23 protein-coding genes are annotated in these 22,867 nt (G+C 65.4%); 17 read left to right on the top strand and 6 right to left on the bottom strand.

Annotated features, from left to right (window positions below):
• The first annotated feature begins 168 nt into the window (after window positions 1-168).
• On the top strand, window positions 169-1,752 hold the full coding sequence (gene hflX / locus FDW81_RS06015; protein ID WP_138133245.1) for a GTPase HflX: 1,584 nt from the start codon (window positions 169-171) through the stop codon (window positions 1,750-1,752).
• Window positions 1,745-3,802 (top strand): ATP-dependent DNA helicase, encoded by a 2,058-nt coding sequence (locus tag FDW81_RS06010; RefSeq protein ID WP_138133244.1) that lies wholly within the window; start codon window positions 1,745-1,747, stop codon window positions 3,800-3,802. Before hflX ends, FDW81_RS06010 begins: the two co-directional genes overlap by 8 nt.
• Before the next feature lie 10 nt (window positions 3,803-3,812).
• On the opposite strand, the gene lexA is transcribed toward FDW81_RS06010, so the two are convergent.
• The gene (gene lexA, locus FDW81_RS06005) at window positions 3,813-4,547 is read right to left on the bottom strand and encodes a transcriptional repressor LexA (protein WP_138133243.1); all 735 of its coding nucleotides are present in this window, start codon (window positions 4,545-4,547) and stop codon (window positions 3,813-3,815) included.
• A gap of 353 nt (window positions 4,548-4,900) precedes the next feature.
• Here lexA and FDW81_RS06000 point away from each other — a divergent pair, with 353 nt between their 5' ends.
• The 8 genes from FDW81_RS06000 to FDW81_RS05970 all read left to right on the top strand — a co-directional run bounded on the left by FDW81_RS06000 (window position 4,901) and on the right by FDW81_RS05970 (window position 11,197).
• Window positions 4,901-5,323: a LysM peptidoglycan-binding domain-containing protein gene (locus tag FDW81_RS06000; RefSeq protein ID WP_138133242.1), complete on the top strand. Its 423-nt coding sequence runs from the start codon at window positions 4,901-4,903 to the stop codon at window positions 5,321-5,323.
• A 105-nt stretch (window positions 5,324-5,428) separates the two neighbouring features.
• Window positions 5,429-6,547, top strand: coding sequence for a histidinol-phosphate transaminase (locus tag FDW81_RS05995; RefSeq protein WP_138133241.1), 1,119 nt, complete (start codon window positions 5,429-5,431; stop codon window positions 6,545-6,547).
• A 60-nt stretch (window positions 6,548-6,607) separates the two neighbouring features.
• The gene (gene hisB / locus FDW81_RS05990) at window positions 6,608-7,234 is read left to right on the top strand and encodes an imidazoleglycerol-phosphate dehydratase HisB (RefSeq protein ID WP_138133240.1); all 627 of its coding nucleotides are present in this window, start codon (window positions 6,608-6,610) and stop codon (window positions 7,232-7,234) included.
• Window positions 7,231-7,992, top strand: coding sequence for an imidazole glycerol phosphate synthase subunit HisH (gene hisH / locus FDW81_RS05985; RefSeq protein WP_138133239.1), 762 nt, complete (start codon window positions 7,231-7,233; stop codon window positions 7,990-7,992). Before hisB ends, hisH begins: the two co-directional genes overlap by 4 nt.
• A complete protein-coding gene (locus FDW81_RS18080) occupies window positions 7,993-8,151 on the top strand; it encodes a hypothetical protein (protein ID WP_171027122.1) in 159 nt (52 codons plus the stop codon).
• Window positions 8,152-8,190: 39 nt separating this feature from the next.
• Entirely contained in the window at window positions 8,191-8,937 is a 747-nt protein-coding gene (gene priA / locus FDW81_RS05980) for a bifunctional 1-(5-phosphoribosyl)-5-((5-phosphoribosylamino)methylideneamino)imidazole-4-carboxamide isomerase/phosphoribosylanthranilate isomerase PriA (RefSeq protein WP_138133238.1), read from the top strand.
• 28 nt (window positions 8,938-8,965) lie between these two features.
• Entirely contained in the window at window positions 8,966-9,847 is an 882-nt protein-coding gene (locus FDW81_RS05975; RefSeq protein ID WP_138133237.1) for an SseB family protein, read from the top strand.
• 57 nt (window positions 9,848-9,904) lie between these two features.
• A complete protein-coding gene (locus FDW81_RS05970) occupies window positions 9,905-11,197 on the top strand; it encodes an MFS transporter (protein ID WP_138133236.1) in 1,293 nt (430 codons plus the stop codon).
• Window positions 11,198-11,291: 94 nt separating this feature from the next.
• On the opposite strand, the gene FDW81_RS05965 is transcribed toward FDW81_RS05970, so the two are convergent.
• Entirely contained in the window at window positions 11,292-11,675 is a 384-nt protein-coding gene (locus tag FDW81_RS05965; RefSeq protein ID WP_138133235.1) for a DUF1844 domain-containing protein, read from the bottom strand.
• A gap of 401 nt (window positions 11,676-12,076) precedes the next feature.
• Between FDW81_RS05965 and infC the strand changes: the two genes are divergently transcribed.
• The 4 genes from infC (at window position 12,077) to FDW81_RS05945 (ending at window position 14,847) form a co-directional block, all read left to right on the top strand.
• Entirely contained in the window at window positions 12,077-13,054 is a 978-nt protein-coding gene (gene infC / locus FDW81_RS05960) for a translation initiation factor IF-3 (protein WP_240719995.1), read from the top strand.
• 118 nt (window positions 13,055-13,172) lie between these two features.
• Window positions 13,173-13,367, top strand: coding sequence for a 50S ribosomal protein L35 (gene rpmI / locus FDW81_RS05955; RefSeq protein WP_018771575.1), 195 nt, complete (start codon window positions 13,173-13,175; stop codon window positions 13,365-13,367).
• Between the two features lie 118 nt (window positions 13,368-13,485).
• Window positions 13,486-13,872 (top strand): 50S ribosomal protein L20, encoded by a 387-nt coding sequence (rplT, locus tag FDW81_RS05950; RefSeq protein ID WP_138133233.1) that lies wholly within the window; start codon window positions 13,486-13,488, stop codon window positions 13,870-13,872.
• 63 nt (window positions 13,873-13,935) lie between these two features.
• On the top strand, window positions 13,936-14,847 hold the full coding sequence (locus tag FDW81_RS05945) for an RNA methyltransferase (protein WP_138133232.1): 912 nt from the start codon (window positions 13,936-13,938) through the stop codon (window positions 14,845-14,847).
• Between the two features lie 162 nt (window positions 14,848-15,009).
• On the opposite strand, the gene FDW81_RS05940 is transcribed toward FDW81_RS05945, so the two are convergent.
• Both FDW81_RS05940 and FDW81_RS05935 read right to left on the bottom strand, forming a co-directional pair.
• Window positions 15,010-15,285, bottom strand: a complete 276-nt coding sequence (locus FDW81_RS05940; RefSeq protein WP_138133231.1) for a GlsB/YeaQ/YmgE family stress response membrane protein — start codon at window positions 15,283-15,285, stop codon at window positions 15,010-15,012.
• A gap of 179 nt (window positions 15,286-15,464) precedes the next feature.
• On the bottom strand, window positions 15,465-16,673 hold the full coding sequence (locus tag FDW81_RS05935) for an MFS transporter (protein ID WP_138133230.1): 1,209 nt from the start codon (window positions 16,671-16,673) through the stop codon (window positions 15,465-15,467).
• 158 nt (window positions 16,674-16,831) lie between these two features.
• Between FDW81_RS05935 and FDW81_RS05930 the strand changes: the two genes are divergently transcribed.
• The gene (locus FDW81_RS05930; RefSeq protein WP_138133229.1) at window positions 16,832-17,281 is read left to right on the top strand and encodes a (deoxy)nucleoside triphosphate pyrophosphohydrolase; all 450 of its coding nucleotides are present in this window, start codon (window positions 16,832-16,834) and stop codon (window positions 17,279-17,281) included.
• 45 nt (window positions 17,282-17,326) lie between these two features.
• Here the strand turns inward: FDW81_RS05930 and FDW81_RS05925 are convergent, their stop codons facing one another.
• Window positions 17,327-18,433: an Rv2578c family radical SAM protein gene (locus FDW81_RS05925; RefSeq protein ID WP_138133228.1), complete on the bottom strand. Its 1,107-nt coding sequence runs from the start codon at window positions 18,431-18,433 to the stop codon at window positions 17,327-17,329.
• Window positions 18,434-18,464: 31 nt separating this feature from the next.
• Complete coding sequence (locus FDW81_RS05920; protein ID WP_240719993.1) at window positions 18,465-18,983, bottom strand: hypothetical protein; 519 nt, start codon at window positions 18,981-18,983, stop codon at window positions 18,465-18,467.
• Window positions 18,984-19,182: 199 nt separating this feature from the next.
• On the opposite strand from FDW81_RS05920, the gene pheS reads away from it, so the two are divergent.
• Window positions 19,183-20,244, top strand: coding sequence for a phenylalanine--tRNA ligase subunit alpha (gene pheS / locus FDW81_RS05915; protein WP_138133227.1), 1,062 nt, complete (start codon window positions 19,183-19,185; stop codon window positions 20,242-20,244).
• 2 nt (window positions 20,245-20,246) lie between these two features.
• On the top strand, window positions 20,247-22,790 hold the full coding sequence (gene pheT / locus FDW81_RS05910; protein WP_138133226.1) for a phenylalanine--tRNA ligase subunit beta: 2,544 nt from the start codon (window positions 20,247-20,249) through the stop codon (window positions 22,788-22,790).
• The last annotated feature ends 77 nt before the right edge of the window (window positions 22,791-22,867 follow it).

The raw sequence follows: 22,867 nt of genomic DNA, 5'->3' as shown, positions 1-22,867 counted from the left end.
CTGCCACGCATCAAGGGCGTGGCACGTCCGCCGTCGACGCTTTCAGCATCGTCCGGCCCAACAAGCCAGGAGGCTTGAATGACCGCAGGCCGTCAGCCCAGCGCGAATACTTCCCCAATCAGCTCTAATCAGCACTATTCTGGAACTGCCGAATCTTCAAAGGAGACCATGACCAGCCAGCCCAACACCGGATCAGATCCAGCAGCCCAGGACATGAGCCCTGAGGAAATCCAGGCTGTGATCGACCGGATCCTCTCCAAGGACGTACCGGCCAGGAACCTCAGCACTGCAGGCGGGGGTGAGGAAGGCCGGGGCGGCAAGACAGTGTTCGGCAAGGCCCAGGCAATATCCAGCCTGGACGAAGAACACACAACGTACGACGGCGACCAGCAGGATCTGGAGGAACGTCGCGCGCTGCGCCGCACGGCAGGCCTTTCCACCGAGCTTGAAGACGTCACCGAGGTTGAGTACCGCCAGCTGCGCCTCGAACGGGTGGTCCTGGCGGGGCTGTGGTCCGAGGGAACCCTTGCAGATGCCGAGAACTCCCTGCGGGAACTCGCCGCCCTCGCCGAAACAGCCGGCTCCGAGGTCCTGGACGGACTGGTCCAGCGCCGGGACAAGCCGGACCCCGGAACCTTCCTTGGGTCAGGCAAGGCCCTTGAACTTAGGGACATCGTGATGTCCACCGGCGCTGACACAGTGGTGGTGGACGCCGAGCTTGCACCCTCCCAGCGCCGCGGCCTGGAGGACATCGTCAAGGTCAAGGTCATTGACCGGACGGCCCTGATCCTGGACATCTTCGCCCAGCACGCCAAGAGCCGCGAGGGCAAGGCCCAGGTGGAGCTGGCGCAGCTGGAGTACCTCCTGCCGCGCCTCCGCGGCTGGGGCGAGTCGATGTCCCGCCAGGCCGGTGGCCAGGTGGGCAGCGCCGCCGCCGGCATGGGGTCGCGCGGTCCCGGTGAAACCAAGATCGAGCTGGACCGCCGCCGGATCCGTACGCGCATGGCCAAGCTGCGGCGTGAGATCGCCGGGATGAAGCCCGCGCGCGAGACCAAACGGGCCAACCGCCGTCGTAATGAAGTGCCCTCGGTGGCCATTGCCGGGTATACCAACGCCGGCAAGTCCTCGCTGCTGAACCGCCTCACCGACGCCGGAGTCCTGGTGGAGAACGCTCTGTTCGCCACGCTGGATCCCACCGTGCGCAAGGCCGAGACGGCCGATGGCCTGGGCTACACGCTGGCGGACACCGTGGGTTTTGTGAGGTCCCTGCCCACCCAGCTCGTGGAGGCGTTCCGCTCCACGCTGGAGGAGGTGGCGGACGCGGACCTGATCCTGCACGTGGTGGACGTGTCGCACCCGGATCCTGAAGGCCAGATCGCCGCAGTCCGTAAGGTCTTCAGCGAGGTGGACGCCCGCAAGGTCCCGGAGATCATCGTCCTGAACAAGGCAGATGCGGCCGATCCCTTTGTGGTGGAGCGGCTCAAGCAGCGCGAACCGCGCCACGTTGTGGTGTCGGCACGTACGGGTCAAGGCGTTTCGGAGCTGCTCAAGGCCATCAGTGACGCTATTCCGCGGCCTTCCGTGAAGCTCGAGCTGCTCATCCCCTACGACCGCGGGGACCTGGTCAGCAAGCTGCACGAATCGGACGCCGAAATCATCAGCGTCGACCACGATGAAGCCGGTACCCGGGCGGTTGTTAAAGTCCGGGAAGGCCTCGCGGCTGAACTGGAACCCTTCGCCAGCAATGACTGACCCCGTGGCTGCACAGGCCACGGGCACGCCCGGCGAGCAGTTCGTGATCGACCTGCTCGACCGGGCTGTCGCCGCCATGGGCGGGCAGAGCAGGGACGGTCAGCACGAGATGGCCAGGCAGGTGGCCCGCGCCATCGAAAGCGGGGACCACCTGCTGGTTCAGGCCGGGACGGGAACCGGAAAGTCCTTGGCTTACCTGATCCCCCTCATCGCGCACGCTTTGGAAAGCAACAAGCCCGCCCTGGTATCCACCGCAACGCTGTCCCTGCAGACGCAGATCGTGGGCCGGGACCTGCCCCGGCTGCTCAAGGCGATCACCCCGGCACTGGACCGGCCCGTCAAGGTGGCGCTCGTCAAGGGACGCTCGAACTATGTCTGCCTGCACAAGCTGGAAGGCGGCTTTCCTTCAGAGGAACCGGCCGAGGGCCAGCTATTCTCCCTGGGCGAGGACACCAGTGTCCCGCATTTTGCTGCTGCAGTAGGCGGCCCCTCATCCCAGCTCGGCAAGGAGGTGGTGCGGCTGCGGGAGTGGGCGGGAAAGACTGTCACCGGCGACCGCGATGAGCTCCTGCCCGGTGTCACGGACCGGGCCTGGCGGCAGGTTTCCGTCACCTCCATGGAGTGCCTGGGCGCCCAGAAGTGTCCCATGGCAGCAGAATGCTTCAGTGAACTTGCGCGCCAGGACGCAGCGGACGCGGATGTGGTGGTCACCAACCATGCGATGCTTGCGGTCAGCGCCTTTGAAGGACTGGCAGTGCTTCCCGAGTACGACGTCGTAGTGGTCGACGAGGCCCACGAACTGCAGGACCGGGTCACCGGAGCGGTTTCCGGCCAGCTGTCGGTGGCCATGGTCCACGCTGCGGCCGCCGGTGCCCGGAAACACACAGCCATCACGGTTGACGCCCTCAACGCGGCAGCCGCCAACCTGGAGGTTGCCCTCGCCGGAGTGCCGAACGGGCTGCTGCCCAATGGCCTGAATGACGGCCAGCTGGACTGTGTGGACCAGCTGCGTGACGCCTGCCGTGCGGCGCTCTCCGATTCAAAGGGGGACAGCAGTACATCAGCCGACGGCGGGAGGCAGCTTGCCCGCTCCCGGCTGATGCTCATTCTCGAACTGTGTGAAAGGCTCCTCGCAGCCCGTGAGAACAGGGAAGTGGTATGGATGTCCAGGGCCAGTTCCTTCGACCCGCACCAGGGATACTCCCAGCCGGATGACACTGCGCCGGCCGTGATCAACGTTGCGCCGCTTTCCGTTGCGGGCAGGCTGCGGGAAGGCCTTTTTTCCGGGCATACCGTGGTGCTTACCTCGGCAACCCTGGCCATTGGTTCCGCCTTCGAACCTGCCGCCGGCGGGCTGGGTCTTGTCGGGGAAGGAGCCCCCAGCTGGACCGGCGTGGACGTGGGGTCGCCCTTTGATTATCAGAAGCAGGGCATCCTGTACGTGGCCGGCCACCTGCCGAAGCCGGGCAGAGGGGCATCGCCGGAATCGCTGGCGGAACTGGAAGCCCTGATCCGGGCCTCCAACGGTGGTGCATTGTGCCTGTTTTCGTCCCGGCGTGCCGCAGAGGAAGCTGCGGAAGCCCTGCGGCCAAAACTGGGCATGACCATCCTGTGCCAGGGCGATTCCACCATGACGGCCCTGGTGAAGCAGTTCTCGGACGAGCCCGATACCTGCCTCTTCGGCACCATGTCCCTGTGGCAGGGCGTGGATGTTCCCGGGGGTTCGTGCCGCCTGGTGGTCATAGACCGCATCCCGTTCCCCAGGCCGGACGATCCCCTCATGACGGCCCGCTCACGGGCTGTCGCGCAGGCGGGCGGGAACGGCTTCATGTCCGTGTCTGCCACCCATGCCGCCATCCGCCTTGCCCAGGGGGCAGGCCGGCTCATCCGGTCCACGGGGGATAAAGGAGTAGTGGCCGTGCTCGATTCACGGCTTGCCACCGAGCGTTACGCTGGGTTCCTCCGCGCGGCACTGCCCCCTTTCTGGGCGACAACAGACCGGAAGACCGCGGTGGCGGCGCTGGAGAGGCTGGCCCGGGCAAACGCCTGAGTGCTCCCTGCTACAGCGAACGGAGCACTGAAACGACCTTGCCCATAATGGTGGCGTGGTCCCCAAGGATGGGCTCGTACTGCGTGTTCTGGGGGAGCAGCCAGGTATGCCCGTCCCGCTGCCGGAACGTTTTCACTGTGGCCTCGTCATCAAGAAGGGCTGCCACGATGTCGCCGTTTGCTGCGTCCGCCTGCCTGCGGACCACCACCCAGTCACCATCGCAAATGGCAGCATCCACCATGGAGTCCCCGGCAACCCTGAGCATGAACAGTTCACCCTGGCCGACCAGCTGGCGCGGGAGGGGCATGACGTCTTCGACGAGCTGGTCCGCAAGGATGGGACCGCCCGCAGCGATCCGGCCCACCAGGGGAACCATGGCGGTGTCCAGTGCGGTGGGCAGCTCCGTCACCGTTGCGGAGGCCGGTGAAAGCAGGTTGTCCGGCTGTGCCGGGGTCTTTGCGGCACCACCGTCCAGGGTCAGGGGCATCAGTACTTCCATGGCCCGCGGCCGTTTGGGGTCGCGGCGGAGGTAGCCGAGTTTTTCGAGCTGGGACAGCTGGTGCGTGACGCTGGAAAGGCTCGCCAGGCCAACGATGTCCCCAATCTCCCGCATCGAGGGGGGATATCCATTCTCGTTGACGGAGCGCTGGATGGTTTCGAGAATCCTTTTTTGCCGTGGTGTAAGGCCCTTGGCGGTCTTCCTCGGTTGCGCGGTTCCCCTGCTCCCGGCGGCTGCTGCTGCCATATTCGCCAATGCCTTTCGGTTTCCACCGGGCCTTCCCGCGGCGGTGCGCTGGAAGATCCCGCCCCAAATGTCAGACCCTGCTGATCGACTGTCCGGGTGGTTGTTCTTTCGTTCAAAGCTAGGCCAGCCGCAGTGCTTTTTCAAACATTTGTTCTAGCGAGTCTCGACATTGTTCGTCGATAAGTGCTAAAACAGAGAAAGCCAAGTTAGAACATGTGTTCTACTCAGTGCCTGAAGTATTCGAAGATTCTGTCGGAAGCGAGTCGGCGCCGGGAAGGTGGTCGTCGCCGGAAGGCAGGCAGGCAAAGGGAAGACATCCGGGCAGCACAGTATGGTCCAGGAGGGCTAAGGTCATGTCAGCTACATCTGTTTCGCGGAGTTCACGTCAACAGCTGCACCCGGTGCAGCACCTCTTCTCCGAATCGGGGGAGCGGCCGGAGGTGCGGCCGGCGTCCCTTCCGCCCCTGCGCCTCACCCGCCGCGGGCGTATCGTGCTGATAGGAATTCCCCTCATCCTGCTGGCAGCCCTGTTGCTCTCACTGGCAGGTTTTTTCAACGCGCCGGCCAAGGCGTCGGACTCTGCCGAGGACCTTGCGGCCACACCCACAGTCACGGTGACAGTCCAGTCCGGCGAGTCCCTTTGGGGCATTGCGGCCAGCGTGGCCCCCCAGCGTGACGCGCGCGACGTTGTTGCGGACATCGTGCAGTTGAACAACCTTTCTTCCGGCGCTGTCTTCCCGGGCCAGCAGCTGTTCGTGCCAGCCGCCAAGGCCTAGGCCATCGTGCTCTGCCTGCTGGAGCCCTGACCGGGAGGCAACGCTGAAGGCGAACACGGGGCCGTCACATTTTCGGGCGTCCCGCACGGGCACTAAACTGTTCAGGTGAATGACCAGCTAGAGCGCCTGAACCGGCTTCCCCTCCGCAGCAACCTTCGCGGGCTTACCCCTTACGGTGCTCCGCAGCTGAACGTCCCCATTCTTCTCAACGTCAACGAGAACACCCATGGTGTCCCGGCGGACGTCCGGGCAGCGATCACGAAGGCTGTTTCCGAGGCTGCCGCGGGACTCAACCGCTATCCCGACCGCGAATTCACCGAGCTGCGGAAAGCGCTGGCGGAATACCTGGGCCACGGGCTGGATGAGTCCAACCTGTGGGCCGCCAACGGGTCCAATGAGGTGCTCCAGCAGATACTCCAGGCCTTCGGTGGCCCGGGGCGTAGAGCGCTCGGCTTCCCGCCCACGTACTCCATGTATCCGCTGCTCGCCACCGGAACGGACACCGAATACATCGTGGGGAAGCGGGCTGAGGGGTACGACCTCAGCGCGGAATCTGCTGCACGTCAGGTTGAGGAACTCCACCCCAACATCGTGTTCCTCTGCTCGCCCAACAACCCCACGGGAACAGGTCTGGGACTGGACGTGGTGGAAGCCGTCTACGAGGCCGGCGAAGCCAGCCAAACCATCGTCATCGTCGATGAGGCGTACCACGAGTTCGCCCATGACGGAACGCCCAGCGCCCTGACGCTGCTCCCCGGGCGGGAACGGCTGATCGTTTCCCGGACCATGAGCAAGGCATTCGCCCTCGCCGGGGCCCGCCTCGGCTATATGGCGGCGGCCCCCGAAGTTACTGATGCCCTGCGGCTTGTCCGGCTTCCGTACCACCTCTCCGCCATCACGCAGGCAACGGCCCTCGCTGCGCTCCAGCACCGTGGGGCGCTGATGGCGGATGTGGAAGACATCAAAAAGCAGCGGGACCGCATCGTAGCCGAGCTAACGCGAATGGGGCTCAAGCCTGCCGCCTCAGACTCCAACTATGTTTTCTTCGGCGGCCTGGAAGACCCCCACCGAGTCTGGCAGGAACTGCTGGACGCCGGTGTGCTCATCCGCGATGTGGGGATCCCCGGGCATCTGCGTGTCACCGCGGGAACTGAGACCGAAACCACAGCCTTCCTCACCTCCTTGGAAAACATCCTTGCAAGTCAGGCCGCGCTTCCCGCCTAGACTGGAAGTACGGCGCTGACCGCCCGAACAACCCATTTCCTGCCCAAAAGGACCCCAAGCATGAGTACCACCGGATCGAACGTGGCTGCGGCCCGGACTGCCCGCATGGAACGCGCCACCAGCGAGTCGTCCGTGCTTGTCGAAATCAACCTTGACGGCACCGGCAGCTCGGACATCGACACCTCAGTGCCGTTCTACGATCACATGCTGACGGCTCTCTGCAAGCACTCGTTGATTGACATGACGGTCAAGGCCACCGGCGACATCCACATTGATGTCCACCACACAGTGGAGGACGTCGCCATCACCTTCGGGGAGGTGCTGCGCACCGCGCTGGGCAACAAGGCAGGCATCCGCCGCTTCGGCGAAGCCACCGTCCCCTTGGATGAAGCCCTGGCCCACGCCGTCGTCGATGTTTCCGGGCGTCCCTACCTGGTGCACGGCGGCGAGCCCGCCGGCCAGGAGTACCACCTGATCGGCGGACACTTCACCGGCTCCCTCACCCGCCACGTTTTCGAAGCAATCACGCTGCACGCAGGCATCTGCCTGCACATGAACGTTATCGCCGGCCGGGACCCGCACCACATCGTTGAGGCCCAGTTCAAGGCCTTCGCCAGGGCGCTGCGCGCGGCCGTGGAACCGGACCCCCGGGTTGAGGGAATCCCCTCTACCAAGGGTGCGTTGTGAGCGGCCAGGTCCTTCGGGACGGCGCCATCATTGACCCCTCGGCCTCGCGCAAGCTGCCATCGCCTGAGGGAAAACCGACTGTCACCGTCCTGGACTACGGTTCCGGGAACGTCCGCTCCGCCGTGCGCGCCCTGGAGCGGGCGGGCGCAGAGGTCATCCTCAGCTCCAAGCCGGAGGACGTCCTGAACGCGGATGGCCTGGTGGTTCCCGGCGTCGGCGCCTTTGAGACTGTGATGCGTGAGCTCAAAGCCGTGGACGGCATCCGCCTCATCGGCAGGCGCGTTGCGGGCGGACGCCCCGTCCTGGGCATCTGCGTAGGCCTCCAGGTGCTCTTTGAGGCCGGCGTCGAACACGGCACCGAGGCGGAAGGCATCGGTGAGTGGCCCGGAAAGGTTGAGCTCCTGCCGGCGGAGGTTGTGCCGCACATGGGCTGGAACACCGTAAAGGCGCCGGAGGGCTCCAAGCTGTTTGCCGGCGTCGAGAACGAGCGGTTCTACTTTGTGCACTCGTATGGTGTCCAGGAATGGAACTTCGACGTTGTCCAGCCGCGGATGGCTCCGCCCCTGGTGACCTGGTCCGAGCACGGCGCGCCGTTCATCGCCGCCGTCGAAAACGGTCCGCTGTGTGCCACTCAGTTCCACCCGGAGAAATCCGGGGACGCCGGCGCCCGCCTGCTGCACAACTGGGTTGAGGCCCTGCGCAGGCCGGCAGGCACCCCGGAAACTGGCACACAGGCGCCGGCTGGCGGCGCCGCCTAGATGTGGTCCGTCCTTCTCATGGGGCTCGCCGGACTGCTCATTGGCGGCGCCCTCTCCTTTAGGCAGCAGCACAAACCGCTCTGGACCCAGATTTCGTTTTACGTCCTGGCGGGCATGTCGCTGCTGGCCGCCTACCTGCTGACGCTGCCGGCCGCCTGACCGGCGATTCCCCCACTTCCCCCAACCCTGAGGATAGACATGACCACCGCCACCGATCTGCCGGTTCTTGAACTGCTGCCCGCCGTCGACGTCGTCAACGGCCAGGCCGTCCGGCTGGTCCAGGGTGCAGCGGGCAGTGAGACCAGCTATGGAACCCCGCTGGAGGCCGCGCTGAACTGGCAGCAGCAGGGCGCCGAATGGGTGCACCTGGTGGACCTTGACGCCGCTTTCGGCCGCGGCTCCAACGCGGAACTGCTCCGCGAGGTGGTGGGCCGGCTGGACATCAAGGTGGAGCTTTCCGGCGGACTGCGGGACGACCAGACCCTTGAAGCGGCCCTGGACCTGGGCGTCGCCCGCGTCAACCTGGGAACAGCCGCGCTGGAGAACCCCGAGTGGACCCGCCGGGCCATCGAGCGCTTTGGCGACAAAATCGCCGTGGGCCTGGATGTGCGCGGCACCACCCTGGCCGGCCGGGGCTGGACCAAGGAGGGAGGGGACCTCTGGGATGTCCTGGGACGCCTCGAGGAAGCCGGATGCAGCCGCTATGTGGTCACGGACGTCACCAAGGACGGCACTCTTCAGGGCCCTAACGTGGAACTCCTGCGCCAGATGGTGGAGAAGACCGGCAAGCCGGTGGTGGCATCGGGCGGCATCTCCAGCCTCGACGACCTCAAGGTCCTGCGTTCACTGGTTCCCCTCGGCGTTGAAGGCGCCATCGTGGGCAAGGCACTCTACGCCAACGCATTCACGCTGCCCGAGGCACTCGACGTCGCCGGCCGCCGCTAGGCGTCCCGCCCGGACCGAAGGCACCGCCATGGCCAGCAACGAACCCGCCGCTCCGTCCCCGCGCCCGCTTCCCGGGCACATTGCTGCCGCGCTGGCCGGCGCGGGCGGTGGGGCGGACTCCGCTGGCCAGCCTTGGGCGGGCCGGAGCCTGGCAGGCGAGCAGGCCAGGATCCATAACTTCGACAACGACGACGGAACGGCCGACGACAGCTACCTCGCCGCGGTAGCGGCGCTTCGGGGCGGAACAGGGAACGAAGCCGGCGTGGTCGCCTCGCTGGCGACGGCTCGCGTCTTCATCCCCATCGTCGCTCAGCTCGCTGAGGAGGCAGACGGAGCGCACGGGCTGCACTCCGATAAGCAGGCAGACATGGCACTCGTAACGCTCAAGGCGGCCGACGGCAGGACCGCGTTGCCCGCCTTCACCTCCACCGCGGCGTTGACGGCCTGGCATCCTGAAGCGAGGCCCGTTGCCGTCTACGCTGCCCGGGCTGCCCTTTCCGCCGTTGCCGAAGGCGCGGAGCTGCTGGTCCTGGACCCCGGCTCGGACTTCACCTTCGTTGTGCGCCGTCCGGCAGTATGGGCGCTGGCGCAGCAGCATGACTGGATCCCGTCCTATGCAGACGAGGAGCTCGCTGCCGAAATGGGCCGCGCCGCCGCGGGTTTTTCCGCCGTCCGGAGCATTGAACTGCTGCCCGGCAGGGGAGTGGCCTCGCGCGCAGCGGACGGATCTGTCGTGGCAGGCGGCGGCGCAGGCCCTGAACTGCAGGTAGTGCTTTACCTTGAGGACGGACTGGACGCCGCGGGGGTGCAGGAGCTGGTGGCGGGGCTCCAAACGCAGTGGTCGCGGAATGTATTGTTTGGGGAGCGCGTCGACTCGATAGACATCAAGTTGAGGCGCGCCGACCACTAGCCGGCAGCAAGGCGGCATGATCCCCGGCCCACTGCGGCAGACTTAAGGATCACTTTCGTGAATTTCGCTCTCTACCGGGAGTTGCTCGCCGTCCGGCCCATCCGCCGGCTGCTGCTGGTGGGCATGGTTGCCCGGATTCCCCACTCCGCCGCAGGCGTGCTGCTGACCCTGCACATCGTCCTCACCCTGCACCAGGGGTACGCGGCAGCGGGTGCTGCCGCGGCCGTGATGACCATCGGCATCGCCGTTGGTGCTCCCTGGCGCGGGCGGCGGGTGGACACCGTCGGACTGCGCACGGCCCTGATCCCTTCGGTGATCTCGGAAACAGTCATCTGGTCCATTGTTCCCCATGTGTCCTACCAGTGGCTTCTGCCGCTGGTGTTTGTGGGCGGACTGCTGACGCTCCCCATCTTCAGCGTGGTGCGCCAGTCCCTCGGCGTATTGGCGGACGGAGACCAGCGGCGCACCGCCTTCGCCCTGGACGCGATCACCACCGAGATAGTGTTCATGATCGGTCCCGCTGCCGGTGCCATCGTGGCCACCAGCGGATTTACGGTGCTGGGCCTGACCGTGGTGGGGGTTTCCACGTCACTGGCCGGACTGTTCCTGATGTGGTTCAACCCGCCCACCAGGAGTGCGGCGCAGACGGTGGAACGCGGCGACGACGAACGCCACGCTGCCGAAGCCGCCGTCGTCACCGCCGCCCCCGCCCACCTCCAGGAGCCGGCTGCGGAACTGGCGCATGCGGAAGCACGTGGGAGGCCGGGCCTCCGGGGCAAGGTGGCCCACAACTTTGGGTGGTTGACTGCCGCAGTCGCTGCCGTTTTCGCCGCGGCGGCAGGCGCCGGCATGGTGCTGAGCGGTACAGACGTGGGGATTGTCGCGGCCCTGGAGCTGGGTGGGCACCAGCGCGAGATTGGCATTGTCTTTCTCTTTTGGTGCGCCGCCTCCGTGGTGGGCGGCCTCGTCTACGGGGCAATGCACCGGCCCGTCTCGCCCATTGTCCTGCTGCTGGGCATGGCTGCCCTGACCATCCCCATGGGTTTTGCCCATGACACCTGGACGCTGGCGTTCGCTTCACTCCTGCCGGGACTGCTGTGCGCGCCCGTACTGTCCTCGGCTTCGGAAAAGGTGGCGGACCTGGTGGCTGAGGAACGGCGCGGGGAAGCCATGGGCTGGTACGGCTCCGCGCTGACCGCCGGGGTTGCCTTAGGTGCGCCGCTTGCCGGCGTCTTCATCGACAGCACGGGACCTTCGGGAGGTTTTGTCTCGGTGGGGGTGGCCGGCGTGGCGCTCTGTTTCGCGGGTTTGGTCCTGCAGCCGCGGCGCCGGCGCAGGGTTTCAGCGTAAGCCCGCTGAGGGTTCTTCCTGGGGAGTGGGGTAAAGCGCGACGGCGGGCCGGCCTTTGGAGGCCGGCCCGCCGTCGCGGATTGCCAGGGGAGCTTTAGTTGACTGCCCCCGTGTACTTCTCGCCGGGACCCTTGCCCGGGGCGTCGGGGATCAGTGACTCTTCGCGGAAGGCAAGCTGCAACGAGCGCAGGCCGTCACGCAACGGGCCGGCATGCTGGGACCCGATCTCCGGGGCGGCCGCCGTGACCAGGCCTGCCAGCGCGGTGATCAGCTTCCGGGCTTCGTCCAGGTCCTTGAGTTCCTCGGCGTTGTCCTCGGCGGCAAGCCCAAGCTTGACGGCAGCGGCGCTCATCAGGTGCACGGCTGCGGTGGTGATGACCTCGATGGCGGGCACTTCAGAGATGTCCCGGATCTGCTGGGAGACCTCGCCGGGGCCAGCCGGTTCGAAAACGTGTGAATTACTGTCTGGGGTGCTCATACTGGTAAGCTTGACACAGACCGACTGGATGTCGTTATTTCAGGGATTGCACCACCAATCAGGTTCCCACCGGCGCTTTACTGCGTTGACGGGAATTTTTTCTGTAGAATGACATGCAGTTTGCAAGCGGAGTTCTCTCCCACCCGCGTCAGCCGCTGTTCCGGGTGTTCATCACGAACACATCCTGGATGTAAGGTTGCCGGGTACCTGGTTGGGCATGGTTCCGGCGTTCGCCGGATCACGTGCATGCAGTCTCTGACAGGGACCCGCATCCAATCTTTTAGAGGCCTTCGATTGCTCCGGCAGTTGGGGGCCTTCTCCAGTTTCCGGGAATCCACAACAACAACAGGAGCTTTAACATTAGCGAGCCAAGAATCAATGAGCGTATCCGCGTCCCCGAGGTGCGGCTGGTCGGCCCTGCAGGTGAACAGGTAGGAATCGTCCGTATTGAGGATGCCCTGCGTCTGGCTGCCGAGTCCGATCTTGATCTCGTTGAAGTTGCACCTCAGGCCAAGCCTCCGGTGTGCAAGCTGATGGACTTCGGCAAGTACAAGTACGAGGCCGCGGTTAAGGCACGTGAAGCCCGGAAGAACCAGACGAACACCGTTCTGAAGGAAATCCGCTTTCGCCTGAAGATCGACACCCACGACTACGAGACCAAGCGCGGGCACGCGCTGCGCTTCCTCGGCGCCGGGGACAAGGTCAAGGCCATGATCCAGTTCCGCGGCCGCGAGCAGCAGCGTCCGGAAATGGGCATCCGCCTGCTCCAGCGCTTCGCCGAGGACGTTGCAGAAGTCGGTGTGGTGGAATCCAGCCCCCGGATTGACGGCCGCAACATGGTCATGGTGGTCGGTCCGCTGAAGAACAAGGCAGAGGCCAAGGCCGAAGCGCGCCGCGCCACGCAACGTGCTGAGGCAAAAGCGCAGAACGAAGCCAAGGCGTCGGGCCGGGTGGACACTGCCGGGAATGACCAGGCCCCCATGACCCAGTCCCTGGCGGACCTGCTGCCCGAGGGCTTCACCGTTTCGAGTGAGCCTGCTGCAGAAGCCGAAACGCCGGTGCAGGAGCCGGCTGCCGCCGTCGAACCTGCCGCAGCCGAAGCTCCCGCGGAGGTTGCGGAGGCACCCAGGCAGGAGGCGCCAAAGGCAGCTCCAAAGGCAGCCGCGGCAAAGGCTGCACCAAAGGCCGCGGAGCCCAAGGCTGTTCCCGCGCCGAAGCCCGAAGCCGCCAAGCCTGCTGCTGCAGCCACCCCTGCTGCGCCCAAGCCGGCAGCGGTTCCGGCTCCGCCGAAGCCGATGGCCAGGCCCGCTGCGCCCAAGCCTGCTGCCCGCCCTGTCCCCAAGGCAGCGGCCAAGCCGGCCGGCAAGAAGACCACTTAGTTCACAGCTGCCGGGGGTTTGTCCCTCCGGCAGTCAGCAACCAGCATGCTGCCCGAAGGGGCGGCTGCGCGATAGAGCTGCAGGCCCAGCCTGCGGATACGTAAGGAGATCGGTTCCCATGCCGAAGATGAAGACCCACAGTGGTGCCAAGAAGCGCTTCAAGCTGACCGGCAGCGGCAAGCTGCGCCGCCAGCAGGCCAACCGCCGCCACTACCTCGAGCACAAGTCCTCGCGGCTGACCCGTCGTCTTGCCGGCGACAGGATCGTCTTCAAGGGCGACGCCAAGGTCATCCGGAAGATGCTCGGCATCTAATTTCCAAGTTCTTTGACCAGCCACCGCTTGGTGGATGGTCACCTGCCAAAAAGCCTTCTCAGGCCGCCGGGACACCGGCAGTAGATGCTTGGGATCAGATTTTCGAAGGAGTACGCACGTGGCACGTGTGAAGAGGGCTGTCAATGCCCACAAGAAGCGCCGGGTTGTTCTCGAACGCGCAAAGGGCTACCGGGGACAGCGTTCGCGCCTGTACCGCAAGGCCAAAGAGCAGCTGCTGCACTCGTTTGTGTACAGCTACGGTGACCGCAAGAAGAAGAAGGGTGACTTCCGCCGCCTCTGGATCCAGCGCATCAACGCTGCTTCCCGCGCCAACGGTCTCACCTACAACCGCCTGATCCAGGGCCTGAAGGCTGCCCAGGTCGAGGTTGACCGCCGTATGCTGGCCGAGCTGGCCGTTTCCGACGCCAACGCCTTCGCAGCGCTGGTCAAGGTTGCCAAGGACTCCCTGCCTGCCGACACCTCCGCCAAGAAGGCTGTTGCCTAGCAACCGCAGGTCCCTCCCAGGAGCAGTTCAGGAACGCGTGGCTCCAGCCACTACAGTTCTTATATGAACGAAACCGGGCGCCCGCAAGATTCCCCACTGTCCAATCCCCGAGCTGATCGGGTGAGGGACGTGGCAAGACTTGCAGGGCGCCCGGCCCGTTTAAAGCGGGGCCATTTCCTCACGGAGGGGCCGCAGGCTGTCCGTGAAGCCCTCAAGCTCCATCAACAGCGTTTGGCAGCCGGGGCAGCCGGTGTGGTCACTGAAGTGTTCGCGAGCGACAACTGCCTGGACCGTTTCCCTGAATTTGTAGAGCTGTCGCAGGGGGTGAATGCCCGCCTTGCCACCGACGAGGTCCTGGCTGCCATGGCCGACACCGTCAATCCCCAAGGCATCATTGCCGTCTGCCGTTTCGTGGACGTTCCGCTTGGGGAAGTGCTCGACGCCGGTCCGCGCCTGATTGCCGTGCTCTGCCAGGTCAGGGATCCAGGGAACGCAGGAACGGTCCTCCGTGCGGCCGATTCAGCGGGCGCCGATGCCGTGGTCCTGACGGCTTCCAGCGTTGACATCTACAATCCCAAGGCTGTCCGCTCCACCGCGGGTTCCCTGTTCCACCTTCCAGTGGTGTTGGGGGCGGACATTGGGGAACTTACGTCTGCCTGCCGGGCCAGGGGGATCGGCATCCTGGCGGCCGACGGCTACGGATCCCTCAACCTGGATACCCTTCAGGATGAAAATGCCCGGCGCCGGCTCACCGGGGAGGGGCCCGAATCCGCTTATGCCCTGGAGCAGCCCACTGCCTGGCTGTTCGGGAACGAGGCCCAGGGCCTGTCCGAGGAAGAACTTGCACTGGCCGACCACCGGGTTGCGGTACCGGTCTACGGATCCGCAGAGAGCCTCAATCTGGGAACAGCGGCCACGGTCTGCCTCTATGCCAGCGCACGTTCCCAGCAGGTGCACGCAGCGGTCAGCGGCTAGGAACCTGCGCCGCTTCCTGGCTCCTTCCGGCACTCCGGACATCAGTAAGTTCCCAGTCCAGTGTTGCGGAACGACGTGTTGAGGAACGAAATGTTGCGGAACGAAATAAGGCCCCGGATGAGCCGGGGCCTTGGTGCTGCTGGATGTTCGGCGCGGTGCACATCAGGGTGCGCGGGTTGCCTTTCCGCGTCCTGTGATGGCCCCGTAGATGCCGGCGACCACCAGGCCACCGACGATGGCGAGAATCCAGGTGCCGAGGTCGAAGAAAGCCAGATCGCCCCGGTTGAACAGGAGGCTGCCGACCCAGCCGCCAACGATGGCGCCCACTACGCCCAGAACAAGACTGGTGACCCAACCGCCGCCAACCCGTCCCGGCATGACCGCCTTAACGATGGCCCCTACAATGAGGCCGAGGATGATCCAAGCAAGAAAACCCATCTCTCCTCCTTATGTTTACCGGGCTGTGATGGTCCCGATGAGGCTAAGCTAACATAACGCCATATAAAGTCAGCAGGCTTCTGGAAAGCCAATTTGGCGCTTGGCGCAGGGCCGCGGTTGTGCAGAACTTTGGGAGCCATTTGCGGGGTGACCGGGCTGCGTGCTGACAGGGTCCAGGATCAGGCAGTCAGCGGCCTTTTGCGCTCGAGGAGGCCGCTCGCTACCGCAACGCCCAATCCCAACAGGGCGAGGACGGCACCCACCAGCGCCGGTGCCACGTAGCCCCAGCCCAGCGCGATGACGAGTCCGCCAAGGAAAGCGCCAAGGGCGTTGGCGACATTCAGTGCTGCGTGGTTCAGTGACGAGGCCAGGGAAGGGGCGTCCGGCGATGCGTCCAGGAGCCGTGTCTGAAGCGCGGGGATCAGCATGGATCCCGAGGCACCTACTACGAACACCATGACAAATGCGGACCAGGGCCAATGGGCGGCCACAGCGTAGACCACCAAAGCAACAGCAATGGCGGGCAATACTTTGTACAGCGTTCCCATGACCGACCTGTCCGCAATCCTGCCGCCAACGATGTTGCCCGCCACCATTCCCAGGCCGTACAGGGCCACCACCAGCGGAATCAGCGCGGAGGGGATTCCGGCGACCAGCGTCATGGTGTGGGAAATGTAGGTGTAGGTGGCGAAAAATCCGCCGAATCCCACAATCCCGATCAGAATGGCCAGCCAAACCTGCAGCCGTTTAAGTGCGCCAAGTTCCCGCCTGATGCTGGCGTCGGGATGGGCCTCCTGGAAGGGGACAAATTTCCACACCAGCGCCAGGGTCAGCAAGCCAATGAAGCCCACCAGGATAAACAGCAGCCGCCAGCCGTACGTCTGCCCCAGCCACGTGGCGAAGGGAACTCCCACCACGTTCGAGATGCTCAGCCCTGCCATCACCATGGAAATCGCCCACCCACGCCGGGTTGGCGGAACCAGGGATGCGGCGATCACAGCTGCCACGCCGAAAAAGGCGCCGTGCGGCAGGCCCGCCGCGAACCGTGAGGCGAGCATCGTTCCGTAATCCGGCGCGAGGTAGGAGGCGAAGTTGGCGACGGTAAAGAACAGCATCAGCCCGAGTGCCAGATGCTTGCGGGGGAGTTTGGCGCCGACGGCGGCCAACAGGGGAGCTCCCACCACCACGCCCAGCGCGTAGGCTGAGATGAGGTGGCCGGCTTCCGGCGTAGAGATGGCAAGTCCTTGCTCCACTTCCTTCAACAGGCCCATCATGGTGAACTCCGTCACCCCGATACCCACTCCGCCCATGGCCAGGGAGAGGATGGCCATCGCAAGGTTGGAGGACCTGGTGGGGAATGCCGTGGACTTTTCGAGGACGCTGCTCATATGCCTGCTTTTTCGAGGATGGAACGGGAAGGGTGCTGAAGCCACGGCAGTGGGGCTGGTCAGGCCGGTCCCTGCAAGCAACCCGGAAAGGCGGAGGGGTATTCCCGAGGCGGGCAAGGTGTGTCCGGTCCCATCATTGTCCCCCATAGAATGGGGCGGTGAGTGGACTGATACAGGTAGTGGGCGCAGCGGTCGTGGACAGCCTCGCGGACCCTTCCCTGCTGCTCGTGGCCAAGCGCAGCGCGCCCGAGAACCTGGCCGGCCTTTGGGAATTTCCGGGCGGCAAGGTGGAACCCGGCGAGGCGCCGGAGGAGGCACTGGTTCGGGAGCTGTTCGAGGAACTGGGAATTGGAGTTCGCTTGGGTAACGAGCTGGTTTCGGAATTGCCCACCGGATGGCCGCTGAACGACCGCGCCAGCATGCGGGTGTGGTTCGCGGAGATCGCCCACGGGGTGGCACGGCCGCTCGAAGACCATGACGAGCTGCGCTGGGTGCCGCTGGCTGAAACGGACGCCGTTCTTGGCCTGCCGTGGATCCCGGCCGATTTTCCGATCGTGCGGGCCCTGTTGTCTACGTTGTCTACGCCGGCGGGCCAAACAGCAAACTGAACGGCCCGGGCCAACTGAACGGCCGGCAATCCAGACGCCAGGGAACTAGAACAGCGTCAGTTGGCTGGCGCCTGCAGGAGTGCCGGAGCCTGGAGTACCCGCTGGTCTTTGCGGGATGATGCCCGCGGGGTACTCAGCTTCCTCGCCCCGGGGATCGTCCTCCAGGTCCCTGTGGCTGAAGCCGGACGAATTGCTGAAACCATGCCGGGCTTTGAAGTACCGGACTTTGCCTGCCAGCCAGGAGCGGTACTCCTTGGCGGCATAGGAGCCTGAGCCGTAAAGCCGGCGGTAACGGCCGGCTAGCTCGGGATGATGGGCGGCGATCCATGTCATGAACCACTCCCTGGTGCCGCCGGGCTTGAGGTAGAGGGCGCCGGCGGTGACGCCGGTGGCCCCTGCTGCCGCAAGGGATGAAAAGAGGGAATCCAGGGCCTCGTCACTGTCCGAGAGCCACGGCAGGATGGGCATGGCCATGACGCCGCATGGAAGGCCCGCTTCACGGAGGCGGGAGACGAGCTTGAGCCGGGCCCGCGGTCCCGGCGTTCCAGGCTCCACGGCTTCCGAAAGTGCCTCGTCCGTCATGGCCAGCGAAATCCCCAGGCCCACCGGCACCTGGCTGGCGGCGGTTTTGAGCAGCGGAATGTCCCGTGCCAGCAGCGTCCCCTTGGTGAGGATGGACAGGGGCGTGCCTGACTCGGCCAAAGCGGTGATGATGCCCGGCATCAGCTGGTACCGGCCCTCGGCCCGTTGGTAGGGGTCGGTGTTGGTGCCCAGGGCAACCTGGTGACGGCCCCAGGACGGTTTGGCCAGCTCTTTGCGGAGCACTTCCGCACTGTTGACTTTGACGACCACCTGCCGGTCAAAGTCCAGCCCGGCGTCGAAATCCAAGTAAGTGTGGGTCTTGCGTGCGAAGCAGTAGACGCAGGCATGGCTGCAGCCCCGGTAGGGATTGATGGTCCACTCGAACGGCATCCGGGAGCCGGCGGGCACCCTGTTCAGGACCGACTTGGCGGTGACCTCATGGAAAGTGATGCCTGCGAACTCCGGGGTGGTGACGGAGCGCACCAGTCCCGCCAGGGGCAGGAGCGCCGGAGCGGCTCCCACCGAAGCTTCCCCCGGTGGCGGCATCAAAGTCTGCGCGTCCCATCTCATAACACCATTCGAAGTTATGTTCGAATCAAAGTCAAGGCGTGTGCCGACGCCGGCGCCTGCCCCGCAGGCCCACGCCATGAACCTCCGGCCGGGCAGGACCATGACGAAGGGATGCCTTGGGGGGGTAGCCTCCTGCGGCGAGCCCCGCATGCCGCTCGAAGACGTTGGACGTGCCCGGGTTGCCGGTCCGCAGCATTGACCAACCGGCGGCAAGGAAATACAGCGGTAGAAACGGCACGCCCAGGCACCAGGCGTACTGGCTGGAGTGCTTCTCCTCGTGCCGAAGCAGTTCATGCCGGGCCAGTAGTTCGTCAGCAGTGGAACGGCAAAGAACCACATTTCCCAGGGTAAAAGCTCCTGCGAACGGCAGTCGCCAGCGGTACTCACCGGCAATGAGCAGGCCCCTGGGGCCTGCAGCCAGATCGGTCCGGGCCGCGACGGCAACGGCAAGGCCAAGGAGTGTAGTGCCGTTGACCAGGTTTGCGCCCTGCCTCAGCCGCTGGGCAGCCGTCAGGGGTCCATGGCCTCCGGATCGCGGCAGCACTGTCATGACGTCATGGTAGCCGGGGCCTTGAATTAGACTGGATGCCAGTGGCCGCCGGTTCCACCGGTGGGCCTTGACCTGGTCATTGGATGCGCTGATTATTGAGGGCATTCATCCATGACCTGCCAGTGACGGACAAGCCGCGGGGAAACCGCACGTGGCTGCCCGTTCACCGGCAGCCACGACTCGTAGCTAAGAACAGTAGATGACTGAAACTTTGCCGGGCGCCGCCATCCCGAACCCCACGGATGAAGCCGCCGTCACTGCCGCTGTAGACCAGGCCATCGCCGCCATCGCCGGCGCGGCCACCCTTGATGAGCTGAAGGCGGTGAGGCTTGCCCACACGGGTGAGAAGTCCCCGCTGAGCCTTGCCAACCGCGAGATTGGGAAGCTGCCCAAGGACCAGAAAGCCGTGGCCGGAAAGCTGATGGGTGCCTCCCGCGGACGGGTCAACAAGGCGCTCGCGGACCGTACGGCCGAGCTGGAAGCGGAAAACGACGCCCGGATCCTCTTGGAAGAGACGGTTGACGTCACGGCCGCCCCCCGCCGTCGCCGGGCCGGCGCCAGGCACCCGTTGTCCACCCTGCAGGACCGCGTCGCGGACATCTTCGTGGGCATGGGCTGGGAAATTGCCGAAGGCCCCGAGGTTGAATCCGAATGGTTCAACTTCGACGCACTGAACTTCAAGCCCGACCACCCGGCGCGCGAAATGCAGGACACCTTCTTTGTGGAGCCGCCCGAGGCCCACCTGCTGATGCGGACGCACACGTCCCCCGTGCAGGTCCGCTCCATGCTCGAACGCGAGCTGCCTATCTACGTGCTGTGCCCGGGCAAGGTGTTCCGCACCGATGAGCTGGACGCCACGCACACGCCGGTGTTCCACCAGTTCGAAGGCCTGGCCATCGACAAGAAGCTCAGCATGGCCGACCTCCGGGGCACCCTGGAGCACTTCGCGCGGCAGATGTTCGGCGACGAAGCCCAGATCAGGCTGCGTCCCAACTACTTCCCGTTTACCGAGCCCTCCGCCGAGCTGGACATCTTCCACCCCAGCGCCAAGGGCGGCCCGCGCTGGATCGAATGGGGCGGCTGCGGCATGGTCAACCCCAACGTCCTTCGCGCTGCCGGAATCGACCCGGACGTCTATTCAGGTTTTGCCTTCGGCATGGGCATAGAGCGGACCCTCATGTTCCGCAACGAGGTGGGGGACATGCGCGACATGATCGAAGGCGATGTACGTTTCAGCGAGCACTTCGGGATGGAGATCTAACAGTGCGTATCCCAATTTCATGGCTGCGTGAATTCGCAGAGGTACCGGCCGGAGCGATGGCCGAAGACGTGATGGCCGAGCTGGTCAAGGTTGGCTTTGAAGAAGAGGATGTCCACCGTCCCACCGACACCCTGAAGGGTCCCATCGTGGTGGGCCAGGTGCTGAGCCTGGTCAAGGAGCCGCAGACCAACGGCAAGACCATCAACTGGTGCCAGGTCCGGGTTGTCCCCGAGGGGCAGGAACAGAAGCTCACCGGCAAGGGCATCGACCCCTCTGGTGTGCAGGGCATCATCTGCGGCGCCCACAACTTCGTGGAGGGGGACAAGGTAGTTGTGACCCTTCCGGGCGCCGTGCTGCCGGGGGACTTCCACATCTCCGCCCGCAAGACCTACGGCCACCTCTCAGCCGGCATGATCGCCTCCGTCCGCGAGCTGGGGATCGGCGAGGACCACGACGGCATCCTGGTGCTGTCGCGCATCGGGTTGGACCCCGAGGTGGGCACGGACGCCATGGAGCTCCTTAACCTCTACGATGAAGCCGCCGAAATCAACGTCACCCCTGACCGCGGCTATGCCTTCTCCATCCGCGGCGTTGCCCGTGAGTACGCCCATGCCACCGGGACAGTGTTTACGGACCCGGCCAGCAAGGTCCTGGCTCCTGCGGCGCTCTCCGGGGGCTACGGCGTCAAAATCAACGATGACGCCCCCATCTACGGCAAGCCGGGATGCGACCGCTTCGTTGCCCGTACTGTCCGCGGAGTAGACGCCGCCAGGCCGACCCCGCAGTGGATGGTGTCCCGGCTCCGACTGGCCGGCATCCGTTCCATCTCACTGCCGGTGGACATCTCCAACTACGTCATGCTGGAACTCGGTCAGCCGCTGCATTTCTATGACCAGGACAAGCTGTCCGGTGACATTGTGGTCCGGCGGGCCCTTGCGGGTGAGAAGCTGACCACCCTCGACGGCAAGGAACGTCCGCTCGATCCCGAGGACCTGGTGATCACCGATGCCACCGGCCCCATCGGCGTCGCCGGCGTGATGGGAGGTGCCGCCACTGAAGTGGGGGACACGACGTCGAACATCCTGGTGGAGGCCGCGCACTTCGAGGAAGTCTCCATTGCCCGCTCCCGCCGGCGCCACAAGCTGCCCTCTGAAGCCTCCAAGCGCTTCGAGCGCGGCGTGGACTGGCAGGTCGCAGGGATCGCCGCCCAGCGCGCCGTCGACCTCCTGGTGGAACTGGCCGGCGGGACGGCGGACGAAGCCGGTACCGACGTCGGAACTGCACCTGACTCCGTGACGATTGAGCTGCCCGCGGCCTTCGCTGCCGCCCGGATCGGCATCGACTTCACTGAAGAGCAGATAGCCACGTCCCTCGAGGACCTCGGTGCGGCAGTAGTGAAGAACGACGGCGGCTGGACCGTCACGGCTCCCAGCTGGCGGAATGACCTGGAGACCAAGGAAGACCTGTCCGAGGAAATTGCCCGGCTGGTGGGCTACGACAAGATCCCAGCCACGCTTCCCGTGGCGCCCCCGGGACGCGGCCTGACGCGGGTCCAGCAGCAGCGCCGCCGCCTGGTCCAGGCGCTCGCTGACGCGGGGCTCACCGAAGTCCTGTCCTACCCGTTTGTCTCCAAGGCCGCCAATGACACCTTCGGCGTGGCTGAACAGGGCGTGGCAAGGACGGCCGTCAAGCTGGCCAACCCGATCAGCGAGGAGCAAGGCTACCTGCGCACCTCCATCCTGCCGGGGCTGATCGAGGTGGTGAAGCGCAACCACTCGCGGGGCTTCCGGGACCTCGGGCTCTTCGAGTCCGGCCTGGTGTTCCTGCCCGCTGAGAAGATGGGCACCGACTCCATCCCGCCGTTGGGCGCCAAGCCTGCCGACGAGGTACTGGATGCCCTGTACGACGGCGTCCCGGCCCAGCCGTTCCATCTCGCCGCAGTGCTCACTGGACATGATTCCCCGGCAGCAGCAGCACATGCCCCCCGGACCTGGGACTGGGCAGATGCCCTGGATATTGCCCGGTTCGCCGGGGACGTCCTGGGCGTGGAGCTGGTGGTCCGGCAGGGCAGCCACCAGGCGTTCCACCCCGGACGGACAGCCCAGCTGTCGCTGCGGAGCGGCGAAGTGGTGGGTTACGCAGGCGAGCTGCACCCCAAGCTGCTGGCGGCTTCGGACATGCCTGCCCGCTCTGTTGCGCTCGAGATCAACGCAGACGCGCTGTTCGACGCCGCACCCGACGTGATCGTGGCCCGGCATATCTCCACCTTCCCCGTCGCAACCCAGGACGTGGCCCTGGTGGTCCCCGCCGACGTGCCCGCGGACGACGTCCTGGCGGCACTGCGCGAAGGTGCCGGCGAATTGCTTGAGGACGTTGCACTCTTTGATGTCTACGCCGGCAAGGGCATCGAAGACGGCAAGAAGTCGCTGGCCTTTGGGCTGCGCTTCCGCGCCCCGGACCGGACGCTGACGGCCGACGAAGCGTCGGCCGCGCGCGAAAGCGCCGTGGCAGTCGCCGGCGAGCGTTTCGGAGCGGTCCAGCGCTGACGCCGCGCATTACTGAAGCGGAGAGTCCCCGCAGCCGGCCTGAACTGCGGGGACTCTCCGTTTTCCGGGCGCATGCA

The sequence above is a fragment of the Pseudarthrobacter sp. NamB4 genome, assembly GCF_005796185.1.
Taxonomy (GTDB): Bacteria; Actinomycetota; Actinomycetes; order Actinomycetales; family Micrococcaceae; genus Arthrobacter.
This window is presented reverse-complemented; position numbering and strand designations above follow the sequence as displayed.